Origin of the sequence: Planococcus donghaensis MPA1U2 (assembly GCF_000189395.1) — a bacterium.
Classification (GTDB): Bacteria; Bacillota; Bacilli; order Bacillales_A; family Planococcaceae; genus Planococcus; species Planococcus donghaensis_B.
In genome coordinates, this window is record NZ_AEPB01000015.1 from 70842 (window position 1) to 90085 (window position 19244).

Consider the following 19244-nt stretch of genomic DNA (forward strand, 5'->3'; position numbering starts at 1 on the left):
ATTGATAGAGATTATGTACTTGTGAGCTAAAGGAGGACGGGTAGAATGGTCATTCAATACAAATGTCCAAACTGTGGCTCGGATATGGCGTACGATAGTGAGTCAGGCCATCTTTCCTGTCCAAATTGTGGCAGACAAGATGACATTGAAACCTTTCCGGAAACAAATATTATTCGGAAGTTCGACCCGGATGAAGCGAAAGAGTACTATTGTGAAAACTGCGGAGCGGTTATTTTAACAGAGGCTGAAACCACTGCAACCCATTGCAGTTTTTGTGGGGCACCAGTGTTATTAGCCGATCGACTGACAGGAGACTTAGCTCCTGCAAAAGTCATTCCTTTTACTATCAGTAAGGAAGAAGCTATCGCTGCTTTTAAAAAATGGACAAAAAATGGCAGATTAACGCCGAGAGGTTTTACGAGTGGTGATCGCATTAAAAAAATGACAGGCATGTATGTGCCATTTTGGTTATACGATATTGAAGGAAAAGCCGATGTAGATGCACTCGCAACGAGAGTCCGTAGCTATACAAGAGGAGATACCATTTACACAGAGACCGATTTTTATGATGTTCGTCGGGAACTAGATCTCAGTTATTTAAAAGTACCAGCAGATGCATCAGAGAAAATGGACGATGAGTTAATGGATAAACTAGAACCTTACAACTATGGAGAGTTGAAAGATTTTAAAATGCCTTATTTGGCAGGCTATCTTGCGGAAAAATACGATTTTGATGATGAGGCATTGTTCTCGCGAATCGAATCGAAAATCGTTCCGTATATCGACTCGTATATAAGCAACACCATTTCAGGATACTCAACTGTTAGTTACACCAATAAACAAATTCACACGCATAAAAAAAATGTTTACTATACCTTGTTTCCTGTATGGATGGTATATTACGACTTTGATAACAAAGAACATACTTTTGCGATGAATGGTCAAACTGGGAAAGTAGTCGGCAAGCCGCCGATTAGTGCGTTTAAAGTTGCAGCTTGGTTTACTGGAATTGCAGCTTCCACATTTGCTGTTGTAAAAGCAATTTCGTTTGCTGTGGGAGGTGTTTTGTGGTGAACACTTTTAAAGCAAAAGCGTTACTGATTGTTTGTTTAGTGCTCTTACTTACCGGCATAAGTGGTGTTACTGCGTTTGCTGCAGTAGATCAGCACATATATGACGAGGCCAATTTACTAAGCGAATCAGAGATAGCCGAGTTGGAAGCTGTCGCCACAGAATACAGTCAGAAACAAAACGCAGACTTTTTATTTTTAACCACTGCAGATGAACAATCGCCAGATATTGTTACGTATATGGGTGATTTTTTTGATGAGTGGGCAGTCCAGAACAATCAGGAAAATGCAGTTTTGCTAACGATGAACATTGCCACACGTGATGTTTACTTAGCTGGCTTTGGTACAACTGAAACAACATTAGATGACCAACGCATTAATCTAGTATTAGATCGAATCATAGCTGAAATGCAAAATGGCGATTATGCAGATGCTTTCCGTGAAACAGTAACGACTTCAAGTCGTTATATGGAGTTTAGACCGGGTGTAAATCCGGAAAATATCTTTTTTAAAACATGGTTTCAACTAGGGATTGCGCTAATTCTAGGGGGAATCGTAGTCAGCTTTATGCTTTACAATTCAGCTGGCCGTGTTACGACAACGGCGAGTACGTATGTGGATAGCGACCATACAAGAGTCACTGGTACGAGAGATCAATTCCGCAATAAAACCGTATCACGCCGGAAAGTTCCGAAAAAAAGCAGCGGTGGCGGTGGTTTCGGTGGTGGGGGGAGTACGGGCGGTGGCCGTTCATTTAGTGGCGGTGGCCGCAATTTTTAAAAGTGGATGGAACTAAAGGAAGGAATGAACAAAATGGGTTTTTTTGGAAATCAATTTTCAGATGTAGTGGAATGGGAAGAATTTAGAGAAGATATGATTTTCTGGAAATGGACCAATAATGAAGTGAAAAAAGGCAGTAAGCTCATCATTCGTCCTGGCCAAGATGCGATCTTTATTAATAACGGAAAAGTCGAAGGGATATTCGAAGAAGAAGGCGAGTATGATATCGAATCAGAAATTGTGCCCTTTCTATCTACGTTAAAGGGATTCCGTTTTGGTTTTAATAGTGGCATGCGTGTAGAAGTATTGTTTGTTAACACAAAAGAATTCACTGTTAGATGGGGAACGCAAAATCCAATCAATATCCCATCACCACAGCTTCCAGGGGGCATGCCCATTCGTGCGAATGGTACATTCCAATTCAAGGTAAGTGATTATATTGGCTTGATCGATAAAATTGCAGGTGTCCGAAGCAGCTATTTAGTAGAGGATGTGAAAATCCGCATCACGGCAATACTAGACCAGCTCTTAATGAGATGGATTAGTAAAGAAGGCAAAGACATGTTTAACTTACAAGCAAATGCGCATGAAATTAGTCAAGGTATTCAAGATGACTTGAACATGCAACTAATGGATGACGGCATGAAAGTGACGCGTTTCCAAGTAATGAGCTTTAACTATCCGAAGGAAATTCAAGAGATGATCAATAAAAGTGCGTCACACGGCATGGTTGGTGACGTCTCGAAATACCAACAGATTTCTGTGGCAGACGCTATGGGCAAATCTTCTGGTTCTAATACAGCTTCTGATATGGCGGGCATGATGATGGGCATGAACATCGCGAAAGAAATGATGGATGACCAAAAAGAATCAGAGACCAACAAACAGCAAAGCGCTGCTGAGAGTACAAATGATTCGAACACCCAAACAACGAGCGGTGAAAAAACAGTACCGAAATTCTGTCCGAACTGCGGTCAAAAAAATGAAGGAGCCAATTTCTGTCCAAACTGTGGGCAAAAGTTAGCGTAAATAAATGACAAAACCGCTATGAGGATATTAATCCCCGTAGCGGTTTTGTTTGTCTAAATTCTTTTGATCGATAAAAAACTGGCTGCTGTTCATTTTTTAAGCAGATGCACATTTTTTCAAACGGATATAATACGACCATAATTTAACTAATAAAGATCCGTAAATAGTGATACACAGTATAAATGCAAAAGTTCCCCATGATACCCATTGAGATATTGCTGTTTCATGTTGGAAGCTATTAACAAGAAAGTATAGATACAAAAGGGTAAAAGGTAAAAAGAAGACAGTATACGTAAAGACCATCTTTTTAGCTTGGTTGATTCGACTTGAATCATTGCTATACAATTGTGGGCGCTCTTGATCTTGTGAATATTCTTGACTCCAGATTGTCCAGTTTTCAAAATTCGAAATGGAGTGGAAGCAATTAGACCAACCAGCTTCTTTGTGAATGGAGAAATAGCTTGCAGGTGGTTGCCGTTGGTAATCGACTTTATATGCTACGCAACGTGGTTCGCCCATTGTAAAGTGAAAAATCATGCCGATTCGATTGACGTGATACAAATTGAATCCACGTTGTTCCATAGACTCTAGCCAGCTTTCCAATTTATCAGGAGAATACATCCAAGCTAATCGAATTTTGGTTACCCGCCGTCCTGAATGTTTCAGTTGCCTTTCTTCCTGTTTGTTGAGTTTTTTGCTTTTTGAAAGAGTCTCTACAGCAATTCGGCCTCTAAGATCTTTATTTGTTTTTGTGATTTTGGTAATCGAGTAAATTCCAATCGCAACTAAACTAATGACTAACGCAAAGAATGCATACGTAATTATCCAGTAAGGGCTTTCTTCTATAACAATGGCTTCGTCTGTAAAAAGATATGAAAATGCTAGTGAAATGGGAGCGATTAATACAGATAGTAAATAAAATAAAAGTCCAAAAAACACGTATGTAATTGTTTGATTGTGCTTAATAACACCATCTCTAGATGGAGAGTTTTTAATTGTCTCCGCAGGTTGGCGGTTCGTCGCAATTTGCCATTTTCCGGCCAGCGAAGCCACGTTCCAACCCTCTTTTTGCAAAGTAGGGGCAAGTGCAGGCGATTTAAATTTATCGTAAGCAATTCGATAAATTCTTGATTCAGGAACAGCTTCTTTAAAATAAAAGCAGCGCGTCCATCGGTTCAGCTTTTCAAAGACATGGCCATTGTTCTCCATTTGTGACAACCATTCTTCGGTTTTTTCAACATCGTAGCTCCAAAAAGGTCTGTACATTTTCTTCATTGGAAATCCTCCTCAAAAGTCAGTGCATTTTGATGTAACTCTTTTAGTCTTTGAATTTCTTGGTTCATTAATTGCTTGCCGGTATCGGTAATTTCGTAAACCGTTTTTCGTTGTTCGTCTGCGAATACGACAATCACGCCATCTTTTTGCATTTTGGTTAAGGTCCCATAAACAGTGCCAGATCCCAAGATAAGCCGACCTGATGTGAGTTCTTCAACGTGCTTAATAATGCCGTAGCCATGACGAGGTGTGGTTAAAGATAATAAGATGTAAAAAGCAGTTTCCGTCATAGGGACGTACTTTTTCAACATTTTTTGTATATCCATTGATAGTACCCCATTTCTATATGTCACACCTTGACTATATCACGACGTGACATATAATGCTTAACTTTTTTGGAAAACTTAAAAATCGAAAGACTGTTAACTTTTCTGAAGATAGTACATGAAAATAAAAAACATTTCTAAAAAGCAGGAGCCCAAAGTGAACCATTGCATTAACAAATTATTAATGACAGAATGTTCGGATTAATATTTTGACATTCCGTTAAAAGCGAGTATGATGAGGGTAAAGGAGGAGGAATTTCTATGGAAACCACTTTTGGTTTTGTGCCTATGCTTGTTATCTCGGCCATCATGATCGTGCTCATCATGTCCTATTTCTTCTTCCATCATTGGGCAAAGTGAGTACAAAATAGTAAATCCGCATGCTATCATGCGGATTTTTTAATGAGTTAAAAATTAAAAAATCCACATCCGTTATATCAGATGTGGATTTTCTTATTTATACAAATAGGTGACCGAACAACACAAGTATCGGCAGTGTAATGATCGTGCGTAAAACAAAGATCACTGCCAGTTCCCAGAACTTAACAGGAATATTTGAACGTAAAATCAAAATACCGATCTCAGACATATAAATAATTTGCGTTAACGAAACACCTGCAAGAACAAAGCGTGTTAGTTCGCTTTCAATGCCACCACCAAGTACGGCTGGCAAGAACATATCTGCAAACCCAACTAGGAAAGTAGGGGCTGCTTCAGCAGCTTCAGGCAATCCGAACATCGTAAGTACAGGAATTAGTGGGTAAGAAATAATTTTGAAAAGCGGCGTGTATTCTGCCACGATCAAAGCGGTTGTACCAAGTGCAAAAACGAGTGGGATTAATGCTAACCAAATATCAAGAACTGTTTCAATTCCCATTTTCGCAAGTTTTTTCGGGCTCGCCGCGCTGCTAGCTTTACGTCGTGCTTCATCAAATCCCCACTGGAATAGTGATGCGTCTTCAGGGATCGTATCATCAACTTGTTTACCAACTGGTGCATAGTATTCATCTTTTTTACGAGACAATGGCGGAATACGTGGCATAATAATTGCTGCTACTAAGCAAGCAACTGATACAGCCACATAGAATGGAAGAAACAAATGGCCAATACCGACAACATTTGCGACAACCAAACTAAACGCAACAGAAGCAATTGAAAATGTAGTTGCAATAACGGAAGCTTCCCGTCCAGAATAGTTACCTTCATCGTATTGCTTCATTGTAACCAGTACCCCAACAGGTGCAGCGCCCATCCAAGATGCCATTGCATCGATAGAAGAACGGCCAGGTAAAGTAAAGACAGGGCGCATGAATTTGTTTAGTAAAGTTCCAACGAATTCCATCAACCCGAATTCTACGAGTAGAGGCAACAAAATCCCAGCAAATAAGAACCATGTTAACAACACAGGCGCAAGGTCATAAAGAACAACGCCTCCTGTTGCTCTAGAAGAAATGATTTCAGGACCCATTTTGTAATATGCCATAAATCCAAAAGCAAATGCCAATATGCGAACAAGAAGCCCAAAAGCTCCGTTAATGAAAGTGCTCTTTAAAAAGGGTGAGTTTTGAACAAATTCTGGCTTTGTGATTGTAGCCAGTACGCTCGCCAGTGCTGAAAAACCAAGTAAGATAACAATAAATGCAGGAATGATATCGCCGAACGTTTTTAATAAGAATGACGCTAAAATCCCGACGCCAATCGTTATTTCTCCGTTATAAGGAATAGGACATAAGAAGAGCAATGCTCCGATAATAGAAGGTATTAAAAACTTCCACGTATCAATTGATTCAATTGTCTTTTTTTCGCTGTGTAGCATAGTCATATAATTTCCCCCCCAATAGGTATGTCTGTATATTTTTTTAGTTTGCGAACGACGGATGGTTGGCTAATGCCTAAAATATTTGCCATTTCAGTTGTCGTCCGGTAGCGCTTTTGTGCGTTCAGTATTACTTTCTTTTCAACCGATTCCAGAATGTGCGGAAGCGTTTGGCCGTGAAGTTCAAAACCAATGCGTTCGTCATGATCAGGTTGATAGGTGATGGGAAGGTCGTCGAGTGTGATGAATTCAGATTCACTTTCAATAAAGCTACGTTCTAACACGTTGCCCAATTCTCGGAAATTCCCTTTCCATGGCAACTGCAACAAATGAAAATATAAATCATCGGATACAGATTTTTGTTGAGCGTATCTGTGATTTAACTCTTCTACTACACGACTAATAGTCTGATCTAAATCATCGGGTCGCTCTCTTAGCGGAAGCAATTCAATGGAAGCTAAATGTAGGAAATAAAACAGATCTTCGCGAAATTTTCCCTCAGTAACAGCTTGTTCAATTGAAGAGGTGCTAATAGCGATTACACGCGCAGTGTGTGGTTGTTGCAAAATCTTCAATAACGCTACTTGTGAAGCAGGTGAAAGCTGTTCAATTTCATTCAGTACAAGTGTTCCGCCGGCAGCTAAATTCATATAGCCCTCGCCATTTAATCCTGTAAAGCTAATTTCAAACACCGATTCAGGGACTGCGCTGCAATTGACTTCGATAAAAGCGGCACCTTGTCGACTGCTCTGTGAGTGAATAAATTTAGCCAATGCCGTTTTGCCGGTGCCAGGTTCTCCGTAAATCACAACAGGTACTTCGAGCTGCGCCATTTTAATGCCAGTTTGAAGTGCGCGGCTTGATGAAGGACTTTCCATAACACACCCTTCAACTTGAAGTTGCTGGTTGCGGAGGTGAGCAAGCTCTCTTTTAACTTTAGACATTTCCGATTCTAGATTTACTAAGTATTCTTTCATGACCATCAATTGGGACATGTCATACGAGTAGCTGACAACAAAATCCACTTCACCGCTATCGTTAAAAAGCGGAATGCCCGTGATCAACGCTTTTTTTCCAGAAGGCGTATTTTGTCTGATGACCACTTTTTTCTTTTGTTTCAATACGAGAGGGGTGATAGCAGGAGAAAAAATACCTGCTGCTTCTAGGTCATAAACAGATTTCCCGAGTAATTCTTCAGCCGCCACACCATAAGCTTCGCCACTGCGCGGGGAAGCTTTGATGATGCGTCCTTCTCGTGTAGTCACGATAATATCTTCATCATACGTTTCGATAATTTCTTCATTAGTATTGGGAAGTAGAAATAAAGTATTCATTACTAACCTCCTTTATTCATTCTTGTATAGACTATACATTATTGAATAATCAAATTACAAGGTTTATTTATATTATTTTTAAATAACTTTAAGCTATAAGCAGAATGGAAGAGTATTTTTTTATAAATACAATTTTTTAAAAATTAGTGGAGTTGTAATTCTTATGAGGTGAAAGGTATTTTTATAAATTTTATATGTGGGGTGTTACTTGTTGGAAGAGAATATTCTGACAACTCGAGTGAGTCATTATACATAAGTGTTGTATAGACTCGTAACTCCAGAAAAAAAGAAGTCACCCAAAATCAAATATCATTGATTTGGGTGACTTCTTTTTTAGTAACAACTTCATTCAATAGCTATCAATTCTTTTGTAACGGTACCATCGAAATCTACTGATTTAACTTCGCCGAACCTTTCAACCATATAATAAACATGCCCTTTTTCTTGGAACTTAGGGTTAGGAGCGACCGTTACTTCTACAGCGTTGGTAAACGTTTGATACGCAGTTTTTACAGTTACTTTAGTCTTGGTGATTACACGTGGAGCTGAATATTCGGTATCTGTATACCAAGCTTGCCCAACTTTCACTGGATACATTAATTCCATGTACGACTCTGAATAGGGCAGGCCAAATGTATAGGTTTCATGCGTTTCCAACTCTAATGTATCTGTTAATAAAGAACCATCATCATGATAGATACTCCAAACAAAACCCATTTCCAATCCGTAGCGTGTAGGTACATAATTGTAGACATGGCGTTCTGTTCCATATTCGGTATTGTAAACGTAAGACTTTGTTTTATCCCGTAAATAAGATTGTGAAATGGTTGCGTCATTTTTAAATCTAGCTTCAAGGCCGCGTGCTAAAAATGCAGAAAACTGCCCACGCGTTACTTTTTCATTGGGCCGAAACGTTTTGTCTGGATAACCAATGGTGATATTTGCTGCTAGAATTTGTTGAATAGGTTCATAGACAGGCATATTCGGCGAGATATCTGTAAAGCTAACACCTGCACGAAACGGTACAACAAACAAGCGCGACAAGATAAACGTCATTTCAGCTCTCGTGATCGTGTTGTTTGGACGGTAAGTACCATCTGGATAACCATTGATTAACTTTGCTGTTGCTGCGGCTGCGATATATCCACTTGCTTGATGGGAAGCGGGGACATCTGAAAAATTTGTTGCGCGCTGTTTACTATCGAATCCCTTTAAACGGCCAATCATAATAACTGCTTCTGCACGTGTCACGCCTACATCAGGGCGCATCGTACCATCGGGGTATCCTCTTAGCACATCGCGGTTAATGAGATAATTGATTTCGTCGTAAAACGGATGAGCTTTTGGTAAATCAGAAGCTGCGGCAACAGGAAATGCTAACGACAAAGTTAAGGTGAAACAAAGTATGGCCAATACCTTTTTCAACTTGCTCACTCCTCCACGTTCGATTCACAGCCTTTAGCAACGAAGGTCGTTTTCAACTAGAGTGGCAGCAGTAGCAACTATTCTTTATTGTATACATACCCATATTTTGGGAAGAGTAACAGAGAAACTTTAAAGAAAGCAGTTTTCGGAAAGAGAAATTTTTCTAGGGAATAATTTGTTTGTGTCCACTGAATTTTGTTGAATTAACTTTTATCTAGAGATAAGTATTTATTAAAAGTACTGCTTCACTTACAGTTAGTAATAAGAAGAATATGCAAAGGATGAGAAATGTGAAAGATTTTGCTACTCACGAAGAGCAGCTAGAAATACTAGAGAAACGTGGTTTGAAAATAACTGATAAAATTGCAGCAACACGAATTTTATCGCGCGAAAATTATTATGCGTTAATCGATGGCTACAAAGAACCTTTTCTTGAACACGATATTCAGGTAAACCCGTATGGTTTAGAACGTTATCAAAAAGAGACTGAGTTTAATCACATTTATGCGTTGCATCGTTTTGATCGAGATTTACGAATGTTAGTATTAAATGAACTATTAAAGTTCGAAAAAAATATAAAGTCGAAGTTAGCTTATCGCTTTTCTGAAAAATTTAAAGAAGCAGGTAGTTTTCTAGAGCCAGGCAATTATAGTGAAGATAACCAATATCATCATGAACGAGATCGAATTATATCGACACTTGCCAACTTAATCAAAAGCCATAAAAAACGCGACAAAGTAAGATATCCAGCCATTCGAGAGTTTTACGATAAACACAAAGATGTACCGCTTTGGGTTTTAGTTAACTTTTTATCGCTTGGTCAGATTACACATTTTTATACGGTTATTGATGAACAATTGCGTGAGCAAATTGCCAGTGATTTTGCTCAGGAATACAGCGAACAATACGAGTCGATGACTTTGAAAGCGACGGAGTTAGACGCTATTTTGCGCATTGTTTTTCCATATCGCAATAAATCAGCTCATGAAGAAATACTATACCGTTATCACCTAACACACCCGATAGAACTAGATGCATTAGAGACGCGATTGAAGATGGACAAAGGCAGCTTAAGTGGTGCTACAGTTTTTTCATTGCTATCACTAGTCAAACTGACATCAACAAAAGGTGATTACGATCAGTTTTCACAAAAGCTAAGTCAATTAATCCAAGAACTTGAAGCGTCCGTTCAGACAAGAGCATTTACAAAAATTATGAAAGATGCTGGATTTAATAGATAATCAGAAAGGGGACGCTAATGAAGTATGTGGCATTGTTGCGAGGCATTAATGTAGGTGGAAAAAACAAAGTAGAAATGAAAAAGCTAAAACAAGTATTTGAAGAAGCGGACATGACGAAAGTTACTACGTATATCAATTCTGGAAATGTCGTTTTTACTTCAACAATCCATTCGAAAGAAACTGTAGCAAAAATTTTAGGAAAAGCGATTCTTAGTCATTTTGATTTGCAGATTCACGTATTAATCTATAGCTCAGCGGAGTTTCTTGAAATTGCACAATCGGTTCCAAAAAACTGGTCAAACGATCAACACATGAAAAGCGATGTATTGTTTTTATGGCAAGATGTAGACGACGAATCAGTAGTAAATCAACTAACCATCAAACCGGACATTGACCGTGTCAAATACGTACCGGGGGCAATTCTTTGGTCGGTTGATAAAGATTTGGTTACAAAGAGTGGGTTAAGCAAAATCGTAGGAACGGCTCTTTACCGGCGTATAACAGTTCGTAATGTAAATACGGTGAGAAAACTCGCGGCGTTATTAGCAAGCACATGAAAATCCCGACTTCTATTGGAAAAGAAGTCGGGATTTTTTTAACGATAATTATTCAAACCACTATAAATCTCGACAATGTCATGCAATTTCATCCGTACTAAACCGCTCGATGAAGGTGCAACATATTCAATAACACCTGGGACAACTGAATGTTGTTGGACGCCCCATGATACGGATTTTCTTTTACTAAATTGCTGATATACGCCTTTGCCAACAAAACAAACAGCTTTTGGACGAAACTGCCTAATTTTTTCTTTTAGCAATTTGGCACCTTCTGCGTATTCGTCTTTAGAAATTTCCGCTGCTTCTTTAGTTGGGCGTGCCACAATATTCGTTAAACCAAAACCCAGTTTTAGCAGTTCACGATTTTCTTCAGGTCGGTATTTCCGAGGAGTTAATCCAGCTTCATAGAGGATTTTCCAAAACCGGTTGTTTGGATTAGCGTAGTGAAAGCCGGTTTCAGAAGAGCGGATGCTCGGATTAAATCCGACAAACAAGATGTTCAAGTCTTTTTGCAAATGATCAGGAATCGGCTCTAGTTGCAAAGTATAAAGCCCCCTTTAGCGTCTGCCGTGTTTTTCTTGAAAGCTTTCTTCAGATTGCAGAAGATATAAAATCCCTTCTATCAATCCAATAACTGCGGGTATCCCTGTCCAAAAGAACAGTAAGTAGAGAATACCCATACCCGGTTTGCCTAAATAAAATTTATGTGCCCCAAAATCTCCAAGAAATATGCCGAGTAGTCCGGCTGCTAATTTGCTTTTCATTATTCCTCATCCTTTCGCTTCTATTCTAGTCTATTCCCTCTTTCGCAAATTTTAATGATAAAAATTAATATTGTTTCACTGCTTCCAACATACCCATTATTATTTAAGTATCACTAATAATTAACAATGGATATTTTTAGGTAGGGTAATTAGTCATAATTCATGCTTTTAAAAAATGAAACCGTTATCATTTATAAAACTTTAAAATATTAAGAGAATTTAGGTTTTATTGTTGTTATAGCGGTTATACTGAAAGATATTAAAACGGAAGAAGGTGGTCACATCATCTAAAGTCCATAAAAATTTCGGTTTATTGTCTTGGTAATTTTTTGCGATTTCTGCTACACTATCAACTTGAAATTAATTTTCTGAAAAAATGTTGCTGGATGTTGGAATAGATAAAAGTTGAAATAGACACTCGAAGGTTTTCAGATTTAATTTGCTGGTAAGGCGGTTTAATCGGAAGGGTGCCTGGGGTCTTTGTGAGGGATGAGTTATGAGTAGAAAATGGTGGAAAGAAGCAGTTGCCTACCAAGTGTATCCAAGAAGTTTTAAGGATTCGAATAATGATGGTGTGGGCGATATAAATGGTGTGACGAGTAAGTTGGATTATTTGAAAGATCTCGGGATTGATGTAATTTGGATTTGCCCAATGTACAAATCGCCGAATGACGATAATGGTTACGACATCAGTGATTATCAAGACATTATGAATGAGTTTGGAACAATGGAAGATTTTGATCGTTTGCTTGAAGAAGTCCATGCCCGTGAGATGAAGTTAATCATCGACTTGGTAATCAATCATACAAGTGATGAACACCCGTGGTTTATGGAGTCACGCGCTTCAAAAGAAAACGACAAACGCGATTGGTATATTTGGAGCGATGAGCCAACCAATTGGGAAAGTATTTTTGGTGGTTCAGCATGGGAGTACGATCAAGAAACCAAACAATATTATTTGCATTTATTTTCTAAAAAGCAACCAGATTTAAATTGGGAAAATCCAGAAGTGCGAAAAGCATTGTACGATATGGTCAATTGGTGGCTCGACAAAGGAATCGACGGCTTCCGTGTAGATGCCATTAGTCACATTAAAAAAGAGTTGAGCGATGTGGTGGACCCTGAACAAAACCTATATGTTCCAGCTTGGGAAAAAATGATGAATGTTAAAGGCATTCAGCCATTGCTTGCGGAACTACGTGACGAGACATTTGCGAAACATGACATCATGACAGTTGGCGAAGCAAATGGCGTTCAAGCAACTGACATTGACGAGTGGATTTCCGAGGATAATGGGAAATTCAATATGGTGTTTCAGTTTGAAAGTATGAGCTTATGGGATACAGATTCGACAACTGGGATCGATGTTCCGAAGTTAAAAGAAGTATTGACCAAATGGCAAAAAGCTGTCGAAGGTCACGGCTGGAACGCGTTATTTGTTGAAAATCATGACAAACCACGTATTGTTTCTTCGTGGGGGAACGATCAACAATATTGGCGGGAAAGCGCGACCGCGATTGCCTGCATGTACTTTTTCATGCAAGGGACACCGTTTATTTATCAAGGACAAGAAATCGGTATGACCAATGCACCGTTTGATGAACTTGATCATTACAATGATATCCAAACCCATAGCCTTTACCACTTTAATCGTTCAGAAGGCATGGAACATGATGATGTAATGACTATCATCAAAGCGCAAAGTCGTGACCACTCACGAACGCCGATGCAATGGGACGCCAGCCCGAACGCTGGATTCTCGGATGCGGAACCGTGGTTACGCACTAATCCAAATTACGAAGAAATCAATGTAGCAGCACAGCTTCGCGATCCGCATTCGATTCTCTGGTTTTACCGCAAGATGATTTGGCTACGCAAGCAGCATGATGTTCTTATTTACGGAAACTATGAACTCCAAGACGTGGGGCATGAATCGATTTATGCGTATACGCGTACGAACGAAGAAAAAACAATATTGGTTATCACCAATTTGACAGAGTATCCATGTTACTGGGATGAACCGGAATCTGCAAACTGCATATTACAAAATTATCAGCAACTTGATCCGAAACAGCTGCTTCCTTTTGAAGCACGCGTGTACGAATTGTAAAAATAAAATCTCCTTGTGCTCTTGAGCACGAGGAGATTTTTTGTGTAAACAGGCTTAATTTTGTAATTTGCAAACAAACCTCGCTATGGCGCAAACAAACTCACAGATAGCGCAAATAAAATCCGATATCCCGCAAACAAACGATCCGACACCGCAAATAAACCCCATCATCCCGCAAGCAAACGCAAATCTAGCTTGATTAGTCCTTGTGTAATCAAAAAAATCGCATCAAAAAGACAGAAAAAACCCACCTTGCCCGAGGGCAAGGTGGGTTTCGATAGTTTGCGGCGTTCCAAGCCACGCTCCACAACGTGTTCCTAAAAGGAGTGCTTGTCCGTCTTACGCAAACGAGCTCATCGCGTAGTTAACAATAGAGTATTTGCTGCGATAAGTCAACTTGTGGAATTTAAGATGTGTTTACACTTCAATAATTACTCATGAGAAAAAGTTAGAAAAATAAATGAATTACATAAATAAGATGTATTTCATTGGGAAAAAGGTAATTCAGGACCTTTAAAATCTTTAAAAACGAACTATTTTACATTTAATATAATTAAATGTTCGTAAATGGGTTGACCGATTTTTTTCGCTTTGTTATAGTTGCCAAGTGATAAACATTATATCGCTCGTATATATTCGGTAATATGGTCCGAATGTTTCTACCAGGTTCCCTTTAAAGAACCGGACTACGAGCTAAAGTTTTAATTGTTTGGCGTGTGTAGACTCTCCGACTCAATTTATGCTTTGGCTCCAAAGGTCCGACTGGTAGAAACTGGTCCTGGACCTTTTTTTGGTCCAATTGCCGAATTGAGCATACATCTAGGAGGAAATTCACATGACAAAAATGAAAACAGCTATTAGCAAGCAACTGCTAGTATCCATGATGGCCATGCTGGTATTAATCGTATTGGCGGGATGCAGTTCAGCAACTGAATCGAGCGAAACAGAAAAAGACAAAGAAGAAACAAAGCGCCCAATTCTTATTCAAGGTCCAATGCCAATCGAAGCTGAAAAGTTCGCAGAGCGTTTGGAAAATGTTGAAATAGAAGAATCAGGATCTACATACGAATTTTATATCGGTACAGTAAACGATTATCCTGTTATTGTTTCAAAAACAGGTAAAGGGATGGAAAATACAGCAGCTGCAACAGCAATTGCGATTGAAAAATACAACCCTGCTGCTATCATCAACCAAGGTACGTCTGGCGGACATGATCCAGAGTTAAACGTTTTTGATATCGTCATCGGTGAACGCACAGTTAATATCGGTTCGATGAAAACAGCAGACCGTGGAGAAGGTGAAGGCATTGAAGCAACAGAGTGGAAGCCAATGGATGTTATGGCTTCTGAAGGAAGTGCTGGAGAAGATCCAAATGCTGAAAAAGCGCGTTATTATGATGCAGATCCTGAGCTATTAGCGGCAGCCATCAAGGTAAAAGACAGCTATACACAAGGAAAAGTAGTTGAAGGAACGATCGGTTCAGCTGACGTTTGGAATAACGAAGTCGATCGCATTAATTGGTTCCATGAAAACTTTGAAACTTCTGTTGAAGAAATGGAATCAGCGTCATCTGCAATGATTTCAAAAGCATACGATGTGCCGTTTTTAGCAATTCGTATTCTATCAAACAACAAAACAAACGACGGCGCGTATAATCCAGACACTGCTGCTGCCAATCAAGAATATGTATATGAAGTTGTAAAAGAATATATTACTACTTTAGAAAGTAAATAAATACACTAAAATAAAAAGCATTCTCACTCCAACATAAGAGTGAGAATGCTTTTTCCTATTTTACAATATGATCTGTTGTGACTTTGTACATATTGCCTTGTTTTGGAGTAAACCAAGCGGCTAGCTCATAAGTTCCAGGTTCAAGATCAAGTGGTGGAATTTCCAAGTCGTAACTTAGTTGATCTCCGTCTTCGATTGTTTCTTCGCCTAAGGCTTGTGCATACGTACTAACAGACGAGAAAAGAAAAGCTACTTCGCCGCTGTCATTTGTTAATGAAAAGTCGAAGCGTTGGCTACTCGTAAACTCAAAAGTTTGTGCTTCGCCGGTTTCATTCACCACATTATAGCGATAAGTATTGTCGCTGATTTGTTCAATGGTCGATTTCATTTCTGCAACTTCCTCGCCATTTGTTTCGGTTTCTTCCGTCTTGGGTTCTTCAGAATCATTATCGTTTTCGTTACTTTTTTCGGTTCCACAAGCGGCTAAAAATAAGGCAGCCAATAAAACCAGAACAGCTCCGAACCAGGTAAGTTTTTTCATCATAATTCCTCCTAATGGGGTTAGAAACTAGAAACTTGCTTTCACATAAGAACGTTAAAGTGCCTAAAAAGTTACAGTTCTCAGCAAGAATCAGCTGAATATTTTACCGACAGCCTACACATTGGGGGGCTCACACTGTAGAATAGGGTTTATAAGATTTCGCATTATTCTATCAGTTGGGTGAAAGGGGAACGAAATACATGAAAACAGACTTCCATTTTTCGAAAGAAATTGAAAGGGCATTTAAAAACGATCCTCCTGGCCAGTGGATGTCACCATTACCAGCAGGGTGCTTACGTCTCAGTTCGGGTTATCCCGAACCTTCACTTGTTCCTTCTGATGAAATTAAACTTGCGGTTGCTCGTTTACTGGATGAGGAACGGGATTTACCGCTTCATTACATAGGCAGTCCAAGAGTTCCACAGTTAAAAAGATTTCTTCAAAATCGAATGGCGCTACGTGATGTGGAAACTACAAGTAATGAATTGCTTGTCACATCAGGTGCTTGTCAGGCTATTGATTTGATTGCGCGTATTCTTTTAGACGATGAAGCAGTTGTTGCAGTTGAATCACCAACTTATATGGAAGCGCTGGAAATTTTCAAAAACTATACGGATCATTACATAACCATTCCCATTGATGAAAATGGACTGCAAACAGATGTATTAGCAGAGATGTTAGCTGCTCGTAAAGCGCAAGGGTTACCAATTCCGCGCTTGCTTTATACCATTCCGACTTATCAAAACCCGACTGGTACAACCTTATCGCTCGAACGTAGACAACACGTGATAGAACTTGCTGAACAATATGATTTTCTAGTTTTAGAAGATGATGCTTACGGAGAACTCGGCTATGAAGAAAGACCTCGTCTGCTAAAAGCATTAGATACTCAAAACCGTGTGATTTATGTGGGATCATTATCGAAAGTTGTAGCACCCGGCATGCGTATTGGATGGGTAGTGGCAGATAAACGAATAATTGACCCGTTAAGTTGGTTTAAAAAGGACCTAGATCATCCGTTTGATCAAGCAACTATGGCTTCATTTCTTGAATCGGTTGATTTTGATGAGCATCTAAAGCGCTTAACAACTACATATAAATCTAAGTGTGCAATGATGTTAGCTGCTTTAGAGAAATTCTTGCCACCTACTGTTTCATGGTTTGTACCAAAAGGCGGTTATTTTGTGTGGGTCAAAATTCCAAATGTTGATACTTCTCAACTGCTGCAGGAGGCATTTGATGCAGGAGTAGCTTTTGTTCCAGGAAAATACTTTTTCTTGAACCAGCAAAAAGGACTTGAGTATTTGAGGTTGTCATTCAGCTATGCAAGTGAAGAAGAAATCGTTAAAGGTGTGGAGTTATTGGGGCAAGTAGTAGGGGCGCATATCGTACCAACTACTGAACATATAGAGTGATAAAATAGATATTTTGAAACACTTTAAGACAAGGGAAATCATCAAAAAGTTGATGAGTTCCTTTGTTTTTTTATTTTTCCAGTATAAGAATAACAAATAATAAGAATTGACTATATTTTCAGAATACTGTAAAGTTAATACTACTATTTGAGAAAATCCGGAGATTTCTAACGGGCGCTCAAGTGCTAGAAATTTCCAAGACAGGAGGAACTGCTATAGGAGTAACAAAACGATTATAAGAGGAGGAGCGAGCATGAATATAACAGCAGCACTGAGACAAAATGCAAAACGTTTTCCAGACAAAGTGGCAATTGCTTACGATGGGAGAACGTATTCGTACCAACAACTAAACGAAGAAGTAAACCGAATGGCAAATGGACTTCTTGAAACGGGTTTACAAAAAGGTGATAAGGTGTCGCTATTTATGAAAAACTCGGATTATAATGTATTGGCTTTTTTTGCAATACTAAAAGCCGGGGGCGTTGCCGTACCTGTAAATTATCGATTGAGTGCCGATGAAAGCGGCTATATTTTTGGGCAATCTGAAAGTCGATTTATTTTTTGTGATGCAGAATTTGAAGGGGTTATTGCCGAAGGGAAAAGACAGGCAACTTCACTTCAACAAGTGATTGTTTACCCTGCACCTGAAAATAACGATTACCTCAGTTGGGAAAGCGTGTTAAGCGAAAATGCATTAGATCCGTCGGTCGAAGTATTAAATACCGATGATGCCGAAATTTTGTATACATCTGGAACGACTGGCAAGCCAAAAGGTGCATTGTTTGATCACCAGCGTCTAGTAAATGTCAGTTCGTCGTTTGTATTTGGTGTCGGAATCGATGCTGAGGACCGCATTTTACATGCAGTACCTTTGTTCCATTCGGTTCAATTAAACCTTTATTTAGTCACAGGTATATTGCTTGGAACCTCTAATATCATCTTGTCTGAATTTGATCCGGAACAGGTAGTTAAAGCGATTGAGGAATTCCAAGTGTCTGTGTTTTTTGGTTTACCGAACATGTATGAAGCCTTACTGCAAGTTCCGAATGCAGACTCATCTAACTTGTCTTCAGTCACCAAATGCATGTACGGGGCAGATCCGATTGATCCAGAACTTGTGAAAAAAGCAATGGACTTTTTCGGTCACAAGCAATTTTATAATTTATGCTTGCTGACTGAAGGCGGACCAGGAGGAGTGTTTTTGCTCCCAGAACAGCATGAAGCTAAATTAGGATCTGGCGGGAAACCGATGTATTTCATGGAAGTGCGGGTAGTGGACGATGAATTTAAGGATGTTCAACCAGGGCTGATTGGTGAGTTTATTATAAAAGGTAAAACAGTGATGAAAGAATATTATAATAAACCACAGGAAACAGAAGAATCTTTTCGAGATGGTTGGCTGTTAACTGGGGATTTAGCAACAATCGATGAGGATGGATTTATCTCACTCGTGGATCGTAAAGCAGATCGCATCATTTCAGCTGGAGAAAATATCTTTTCGATCGAAGTCGAGCAGGTTACTATGAATCATCCTCAAGTAGCTGAAGCGGCAACTGTTGGTTTGCCGGAAGAAGAGTGGGGAGAAATTGTGGGTGTCATCATTGTGCCTAAAGACGGCGAAACGATTGAAGAAGAACAATTAATGGATTTCTACTTGGAGCATCTTCCAGGATATAAAATTCCGAAGAAATATAAGATAGTTGAGTCATTACCGAGAAATGCTTCAGGAAAAATTATGAAATACAAATTACGGGAGCTGCATATTAGTGAATTCGAATGGTTCCGAAAAGTTCCAGAGAGCCGATATTAACTTTTCCTCTCTA

The 19244-nt window shown here is 39.2% G+C and carries 17 protein-coding genes and 1 riboswitch; of the genes, 9 read left to right on the plus strand and 8 right to left on the minus strand.

All coding sequences use genetic code 11. The features are described 5' to 3' along the window. Window positions 1-45: 45 nt before the first annotated feature. Genes GPDM_RS04305 through GPDM_RS04315 form a run of 3 tightly spaced genes read left to right on the plus strand, consistent with a single transcriptional unit; the run spans window position 46 to window position 2879 of the window. Window positions 46-1074, plus strand: coding sequence for a TFIIB-type zinc ribbon-containing protein (locus GPDM_RS04305; RefSeq protein WP_008429309.1), 1029 nt, complete (start codon window positions 46-48; stop codon window positions 1072-1074). Further along, complete coding sequence (locus GPDM_RS04310) at window positions 1071-1850, plus strand: TPM domain-containing protein (protein WP_008429311.1); 780 nt, start codon at window positions 1071-1073, stop codon at window positions 1848-1850. Before GPDM_RS04305 ends, GPDM_RS04310 begins: the two co-directional genes overlap by 4 nt. Window positions 1851-1883: 33 nt before the next feature. Further along, entirely contained in the window at window positions 1884-2879 is a 996-nt protein-coding gene (locus tag GPDM_RS04315) for an SPFH domain-containing protein (protein WP_008429313.1), read from the plus strand. 96 nt (window positions 2880-2975) lie between these two features. On the opposite strand, the gene GPDM_RS04320 is transcribed toward GPDM_RS04315, so the two are convergent. From GPDM_RS04320 to GPDM_RS16305, 5 genes are all read right to left on the minus strand, one after another. Next, window positions 2976-4154: a DUF2812 domain-containing protein gene (locus GPDM_RS04320; protein WP_008429315.1), complete on the minus strand. Its 1179-nt coding sequence runs from the start codon at window positions 4152-4154 to the stop codon at window positions 2976-2978. Further along, a complete protein-coding gene (locus GPDM_RS04325) occupies window positions 4151-4480 on the minus strand; it encodes a PadR family transcriptional regulator (RefSeq protein WP_008429317.1) in 330 nt (109 codons plus the stop codon). Before GPDM_RS04325 ends, GPDM_RS04320 begins: the two co-directional genes overlap by 4 nt. Before the next feature lie 457 nt (window positions 4481-4937). Continuing rightward, window positions 4938-6302 carry a YjiH family protein gene (locus GPDM_RS04330; RefSeq protein ID WP_008429321.1) on the minus strand — a complete coding sequence of 455 codons (1365 nt, stop codon included), beginning with the start codon at window positions 6300-6302 and terminating at the stop codon, window positions 4938-4940. Next, window positions 6299-7630, minus strand: coding sequence for a sigma 54-interacting transcriptional regulator (locus GPDM_RS04335; protein ID WP_008429322.1), 1332 nt, complete (start codon window positions 7628-7630; stop codon window positions 6299-6301). Before GPDM_RS04335 ends, GPDM_RS04330 begins: the two co-directional genes overlap by 4 nt. Window positions 7631-7975: 345 nt before the next feature. Next, window positions 7976-9055 carry an S-layer homology domain-containing protein gene (locus tag GPDM_RS16305; protein ID WP_008429324.1) on the minus strand — a complete coding sequence of 360 codons (1080 nt, stop codon included), beginning with the start codon at window positions 9053-9055 and terminating at the stop codon, window positions 7976-7978. A gap of 281 nt (window positions 9056-9336) precedes the next feature. On the opposite strand from GPDM_RS16305, the gene GPDM_RS04345 reads away from it, so the two are divergent. Both GPDM_RS04345 and GPDM_RS04350 read left to right on the plus strand, forming a co-directional pair. After that, window positions 9337-10296 (plus strand): Abi family protein, encoded by a 960-nt coding sequence (locus tag GPDM_RS04345; protein WP_039862858.1) that lies wholly within the window; start codon window positions 9337-9339, stop codon window positions 10294-10296. Between the two features lie 17 nt (window positions 10297-10313). Then, window positions 10314-10853: a DUF1697 domain-containing protein gene (locus GPDM_RS04350; protein WP_008429327.1), complete on the plus strand. Its 540-nt coding sequence runs from the start codon at window positions 10314-10316 to the stop codon at window positions 10851-10853. Between the two features lie 38 nt (window positions 10854-10891). Here GPDM_RS04350 and mug read toward each other — a convergent pair whose 3' ends face one another. Together mug and GPDM_RS04360 are read right to left on the minus strand one after the other, a co-directional pair. After that, window positions 10892-11398, minus strand: a complete 507-nt coding sequence (gene mug / locus GPDM_RS04355; protein ID WP_008429329.1) for a G/U mismatch-specific DNA glycosylase — start codon at window positions 11396-11398, stop codon at window positions 10892-10894. 15 nt (window positions 11399-11413) lie between these two features. Then, window positions 11414-11620 carry a TM2 domain-containing protein gene (locus GPDM_RS04360; RefSeq protein WP_008429331.1) on the minus strand — a complete coding sequence of 69 codons (207 nt, stop codon included), beginning with the start codon at window positions 11618-11620 and terminating at the stop codon, window positions 11414-11416. A 496-nt stretch (window positions 11621-12116) separates the two neighbouring features. Here GPDM_RS04360 and GPDM_RS04365 point away from each other — a divergent pair, with 496 nt between their 5' ends. Together GPDM_RS04365 and GPDM_RS04370 are read left to right on the plus strand one after the other, a co-directional pair. Beyond that, complete coding sequence (locus GPDM_RS04365) at window positions 12117-13730, plus strand: glycoside hydrolase family 13 protein (RefSeq protein WP_008429333.1); 1614 nt, start codon at window positions 12117-12119, stop codon at window positions 13728-13730. Window positions 13731-14336: 606 nt separating this feature from the next. Continuing rightward, a riboswitch (purine riboswitch) is annotated at window positions 14337-14439 on the plus strand. A 126-nt stretch (window positions 14440-14565) separates the two neighbouring features. Next, a complete protein-coding gene (locus GPDM_RS04370) occupies window positions 14566-15465 on the plus strand; it encodes a 5'-methylthioadenosine/S-adenosylhomocysteine nucleosidase (protein ID WP_008429335.1) in 900 nt (299 codons plus the stop codon). Window positions 15466-15520: 55 nt separating this feature from the next. Here GPDM_RS04370 and GPDM_RS04375 read toward each other — a convergent pair whose 3' ends face one another. Next, window positions 15521-16006 (minus strand): BsuPI-related putative proteinase inhibitor, encoded by a 486-nt coding sequence (locus GPDM_RS04375; RefSeq protein ID WP_008429337.1) that lies wholly within the window; start codon window positions 16004-16006, stop codon window positions 15521-15523. Between the two features lie 200 nt (window positions 16007-16206). Here GPDM_RS04375 and GPDM_RS04380 point away from each other — a divergent pair, with 200 nt between their 5' ends. Further along, window positions 16207-17421: an aminotransferase-like domain-containing protein gene (locus tag GPDM_RS04380; protein ID WP_008429339.1), complete on the plus strand. Its 1215-nt coding sequence runs from the start codon at window positions 16207-16209 to the stop codon at window positions 17419-17421. A 253-nt stretch (window positions 17422-17674) separates the two neighbouring features. After that, window positions 17675-19231, plus strand: coding sequence for a class I adenylate-forming enzyme family protein (locus tag GPDM_RS04385; RefSeq protein WP_008429342.1), 1557 nt, complete (start codon window positions 17675-17677; stop codon window positions 19229-19231). Window positions 19232-19244 lie beyond the last annotated feature (13 nt).

Coding starts and splice junctions, on each gene's coding strand:
- GPDM_RS04315 (WP_008429313.1), top strand. CDS start 1,884: ATGGGTTTTTTTGGAAATCAATTTTCAGATGTAGTGGAATGGGAAGAA.
- GPDM_RS04350 (WP_008429327.1), top strand. CDS start 10,314: ATGAAGTATGTGGCATTGTTGCGAGGCATTAATGTAGGTGGAAAAAAC.
- GPDM_RS04330 (WP_008429321.1), bottom strand. CDS start 6,302: ATGACTATGCTACACAGCGAAAAAAAGACAATTGAATCAATTGATACG.
- GPDM_RS04370 (WP_008429335.1), top strand. CDS start 14,566: ATGACAAAAATGAAAACAGCTATTAGCAAGCAACTGCTAGTATCCATG.
- GPDM_RS04305 (WP_008429309.1), top strand. CDS start 46: ATGGTCATTCAATACAAATGTCCAAACTGTGGCTCGGATATGGCGTAC.
- GPDM_RS04360 (WP_008429331.1), bottom strand. CDS start 11,620: ATGAAAAGCAAATTAGCAGCCGGACTACTCGGCATATTTCTTGGAGAT.
- GPDM_RS04320 (WP_008429315.1), bottom strand. CDS start 4,154: ATGAAGAAAATGTACAGACCTTTTTGGAGCTACGATGTTGAAAAAACC.
- GPDM_RS04335 (WP_008429322.1), bottom strand. CDS start 7,630: ATGAATACTTTATTTCTACTTCCCAATACTAATGAAGAAATTATCGAA.
- GPDM_RS04385 (WP_008429342.1), top strand. CDS start 17,675: ATGAATATAACAGCAGCACTGAGACAAAATGCAAAACGTTTTCCAGAC.
- GPDM_RS04325 (WP_008429317.1), bottom strand. CDS start 4,480: ATGGATATACAAAAAATGTTGAAAAAGTACGTCCCTATGACGGAAACT.
- GPDM_RS04365 (WP_008429333.1), top strand. CDS start 12,117: ATGAGTAGAAAATGGTGGAAAGAAGCAGTTGCCTACCAAGTGTATCCA.
- GPDM_RS04380 (WP_008429339.1), top strand. CDS start 16,207: ATGAAAACAGACTTCCATTTTTCGAAAGAAATTGAAAGGGCATTTAAA.
- GPDM_RS04375 (WP_008429337.1), bottom strand. CDS start 16,006: ATGAAAAAACTTACCTGGTTCGGAGCTGTTCTGGTTTTATTGGCTGCC.
- GPDM_RS04345 (WP_039862858.1), top strand. CDS start 9,337: ATGAGAAATGTGAAAGATTTTGCTACTCACGAAGAGCAGCTAGAAATA.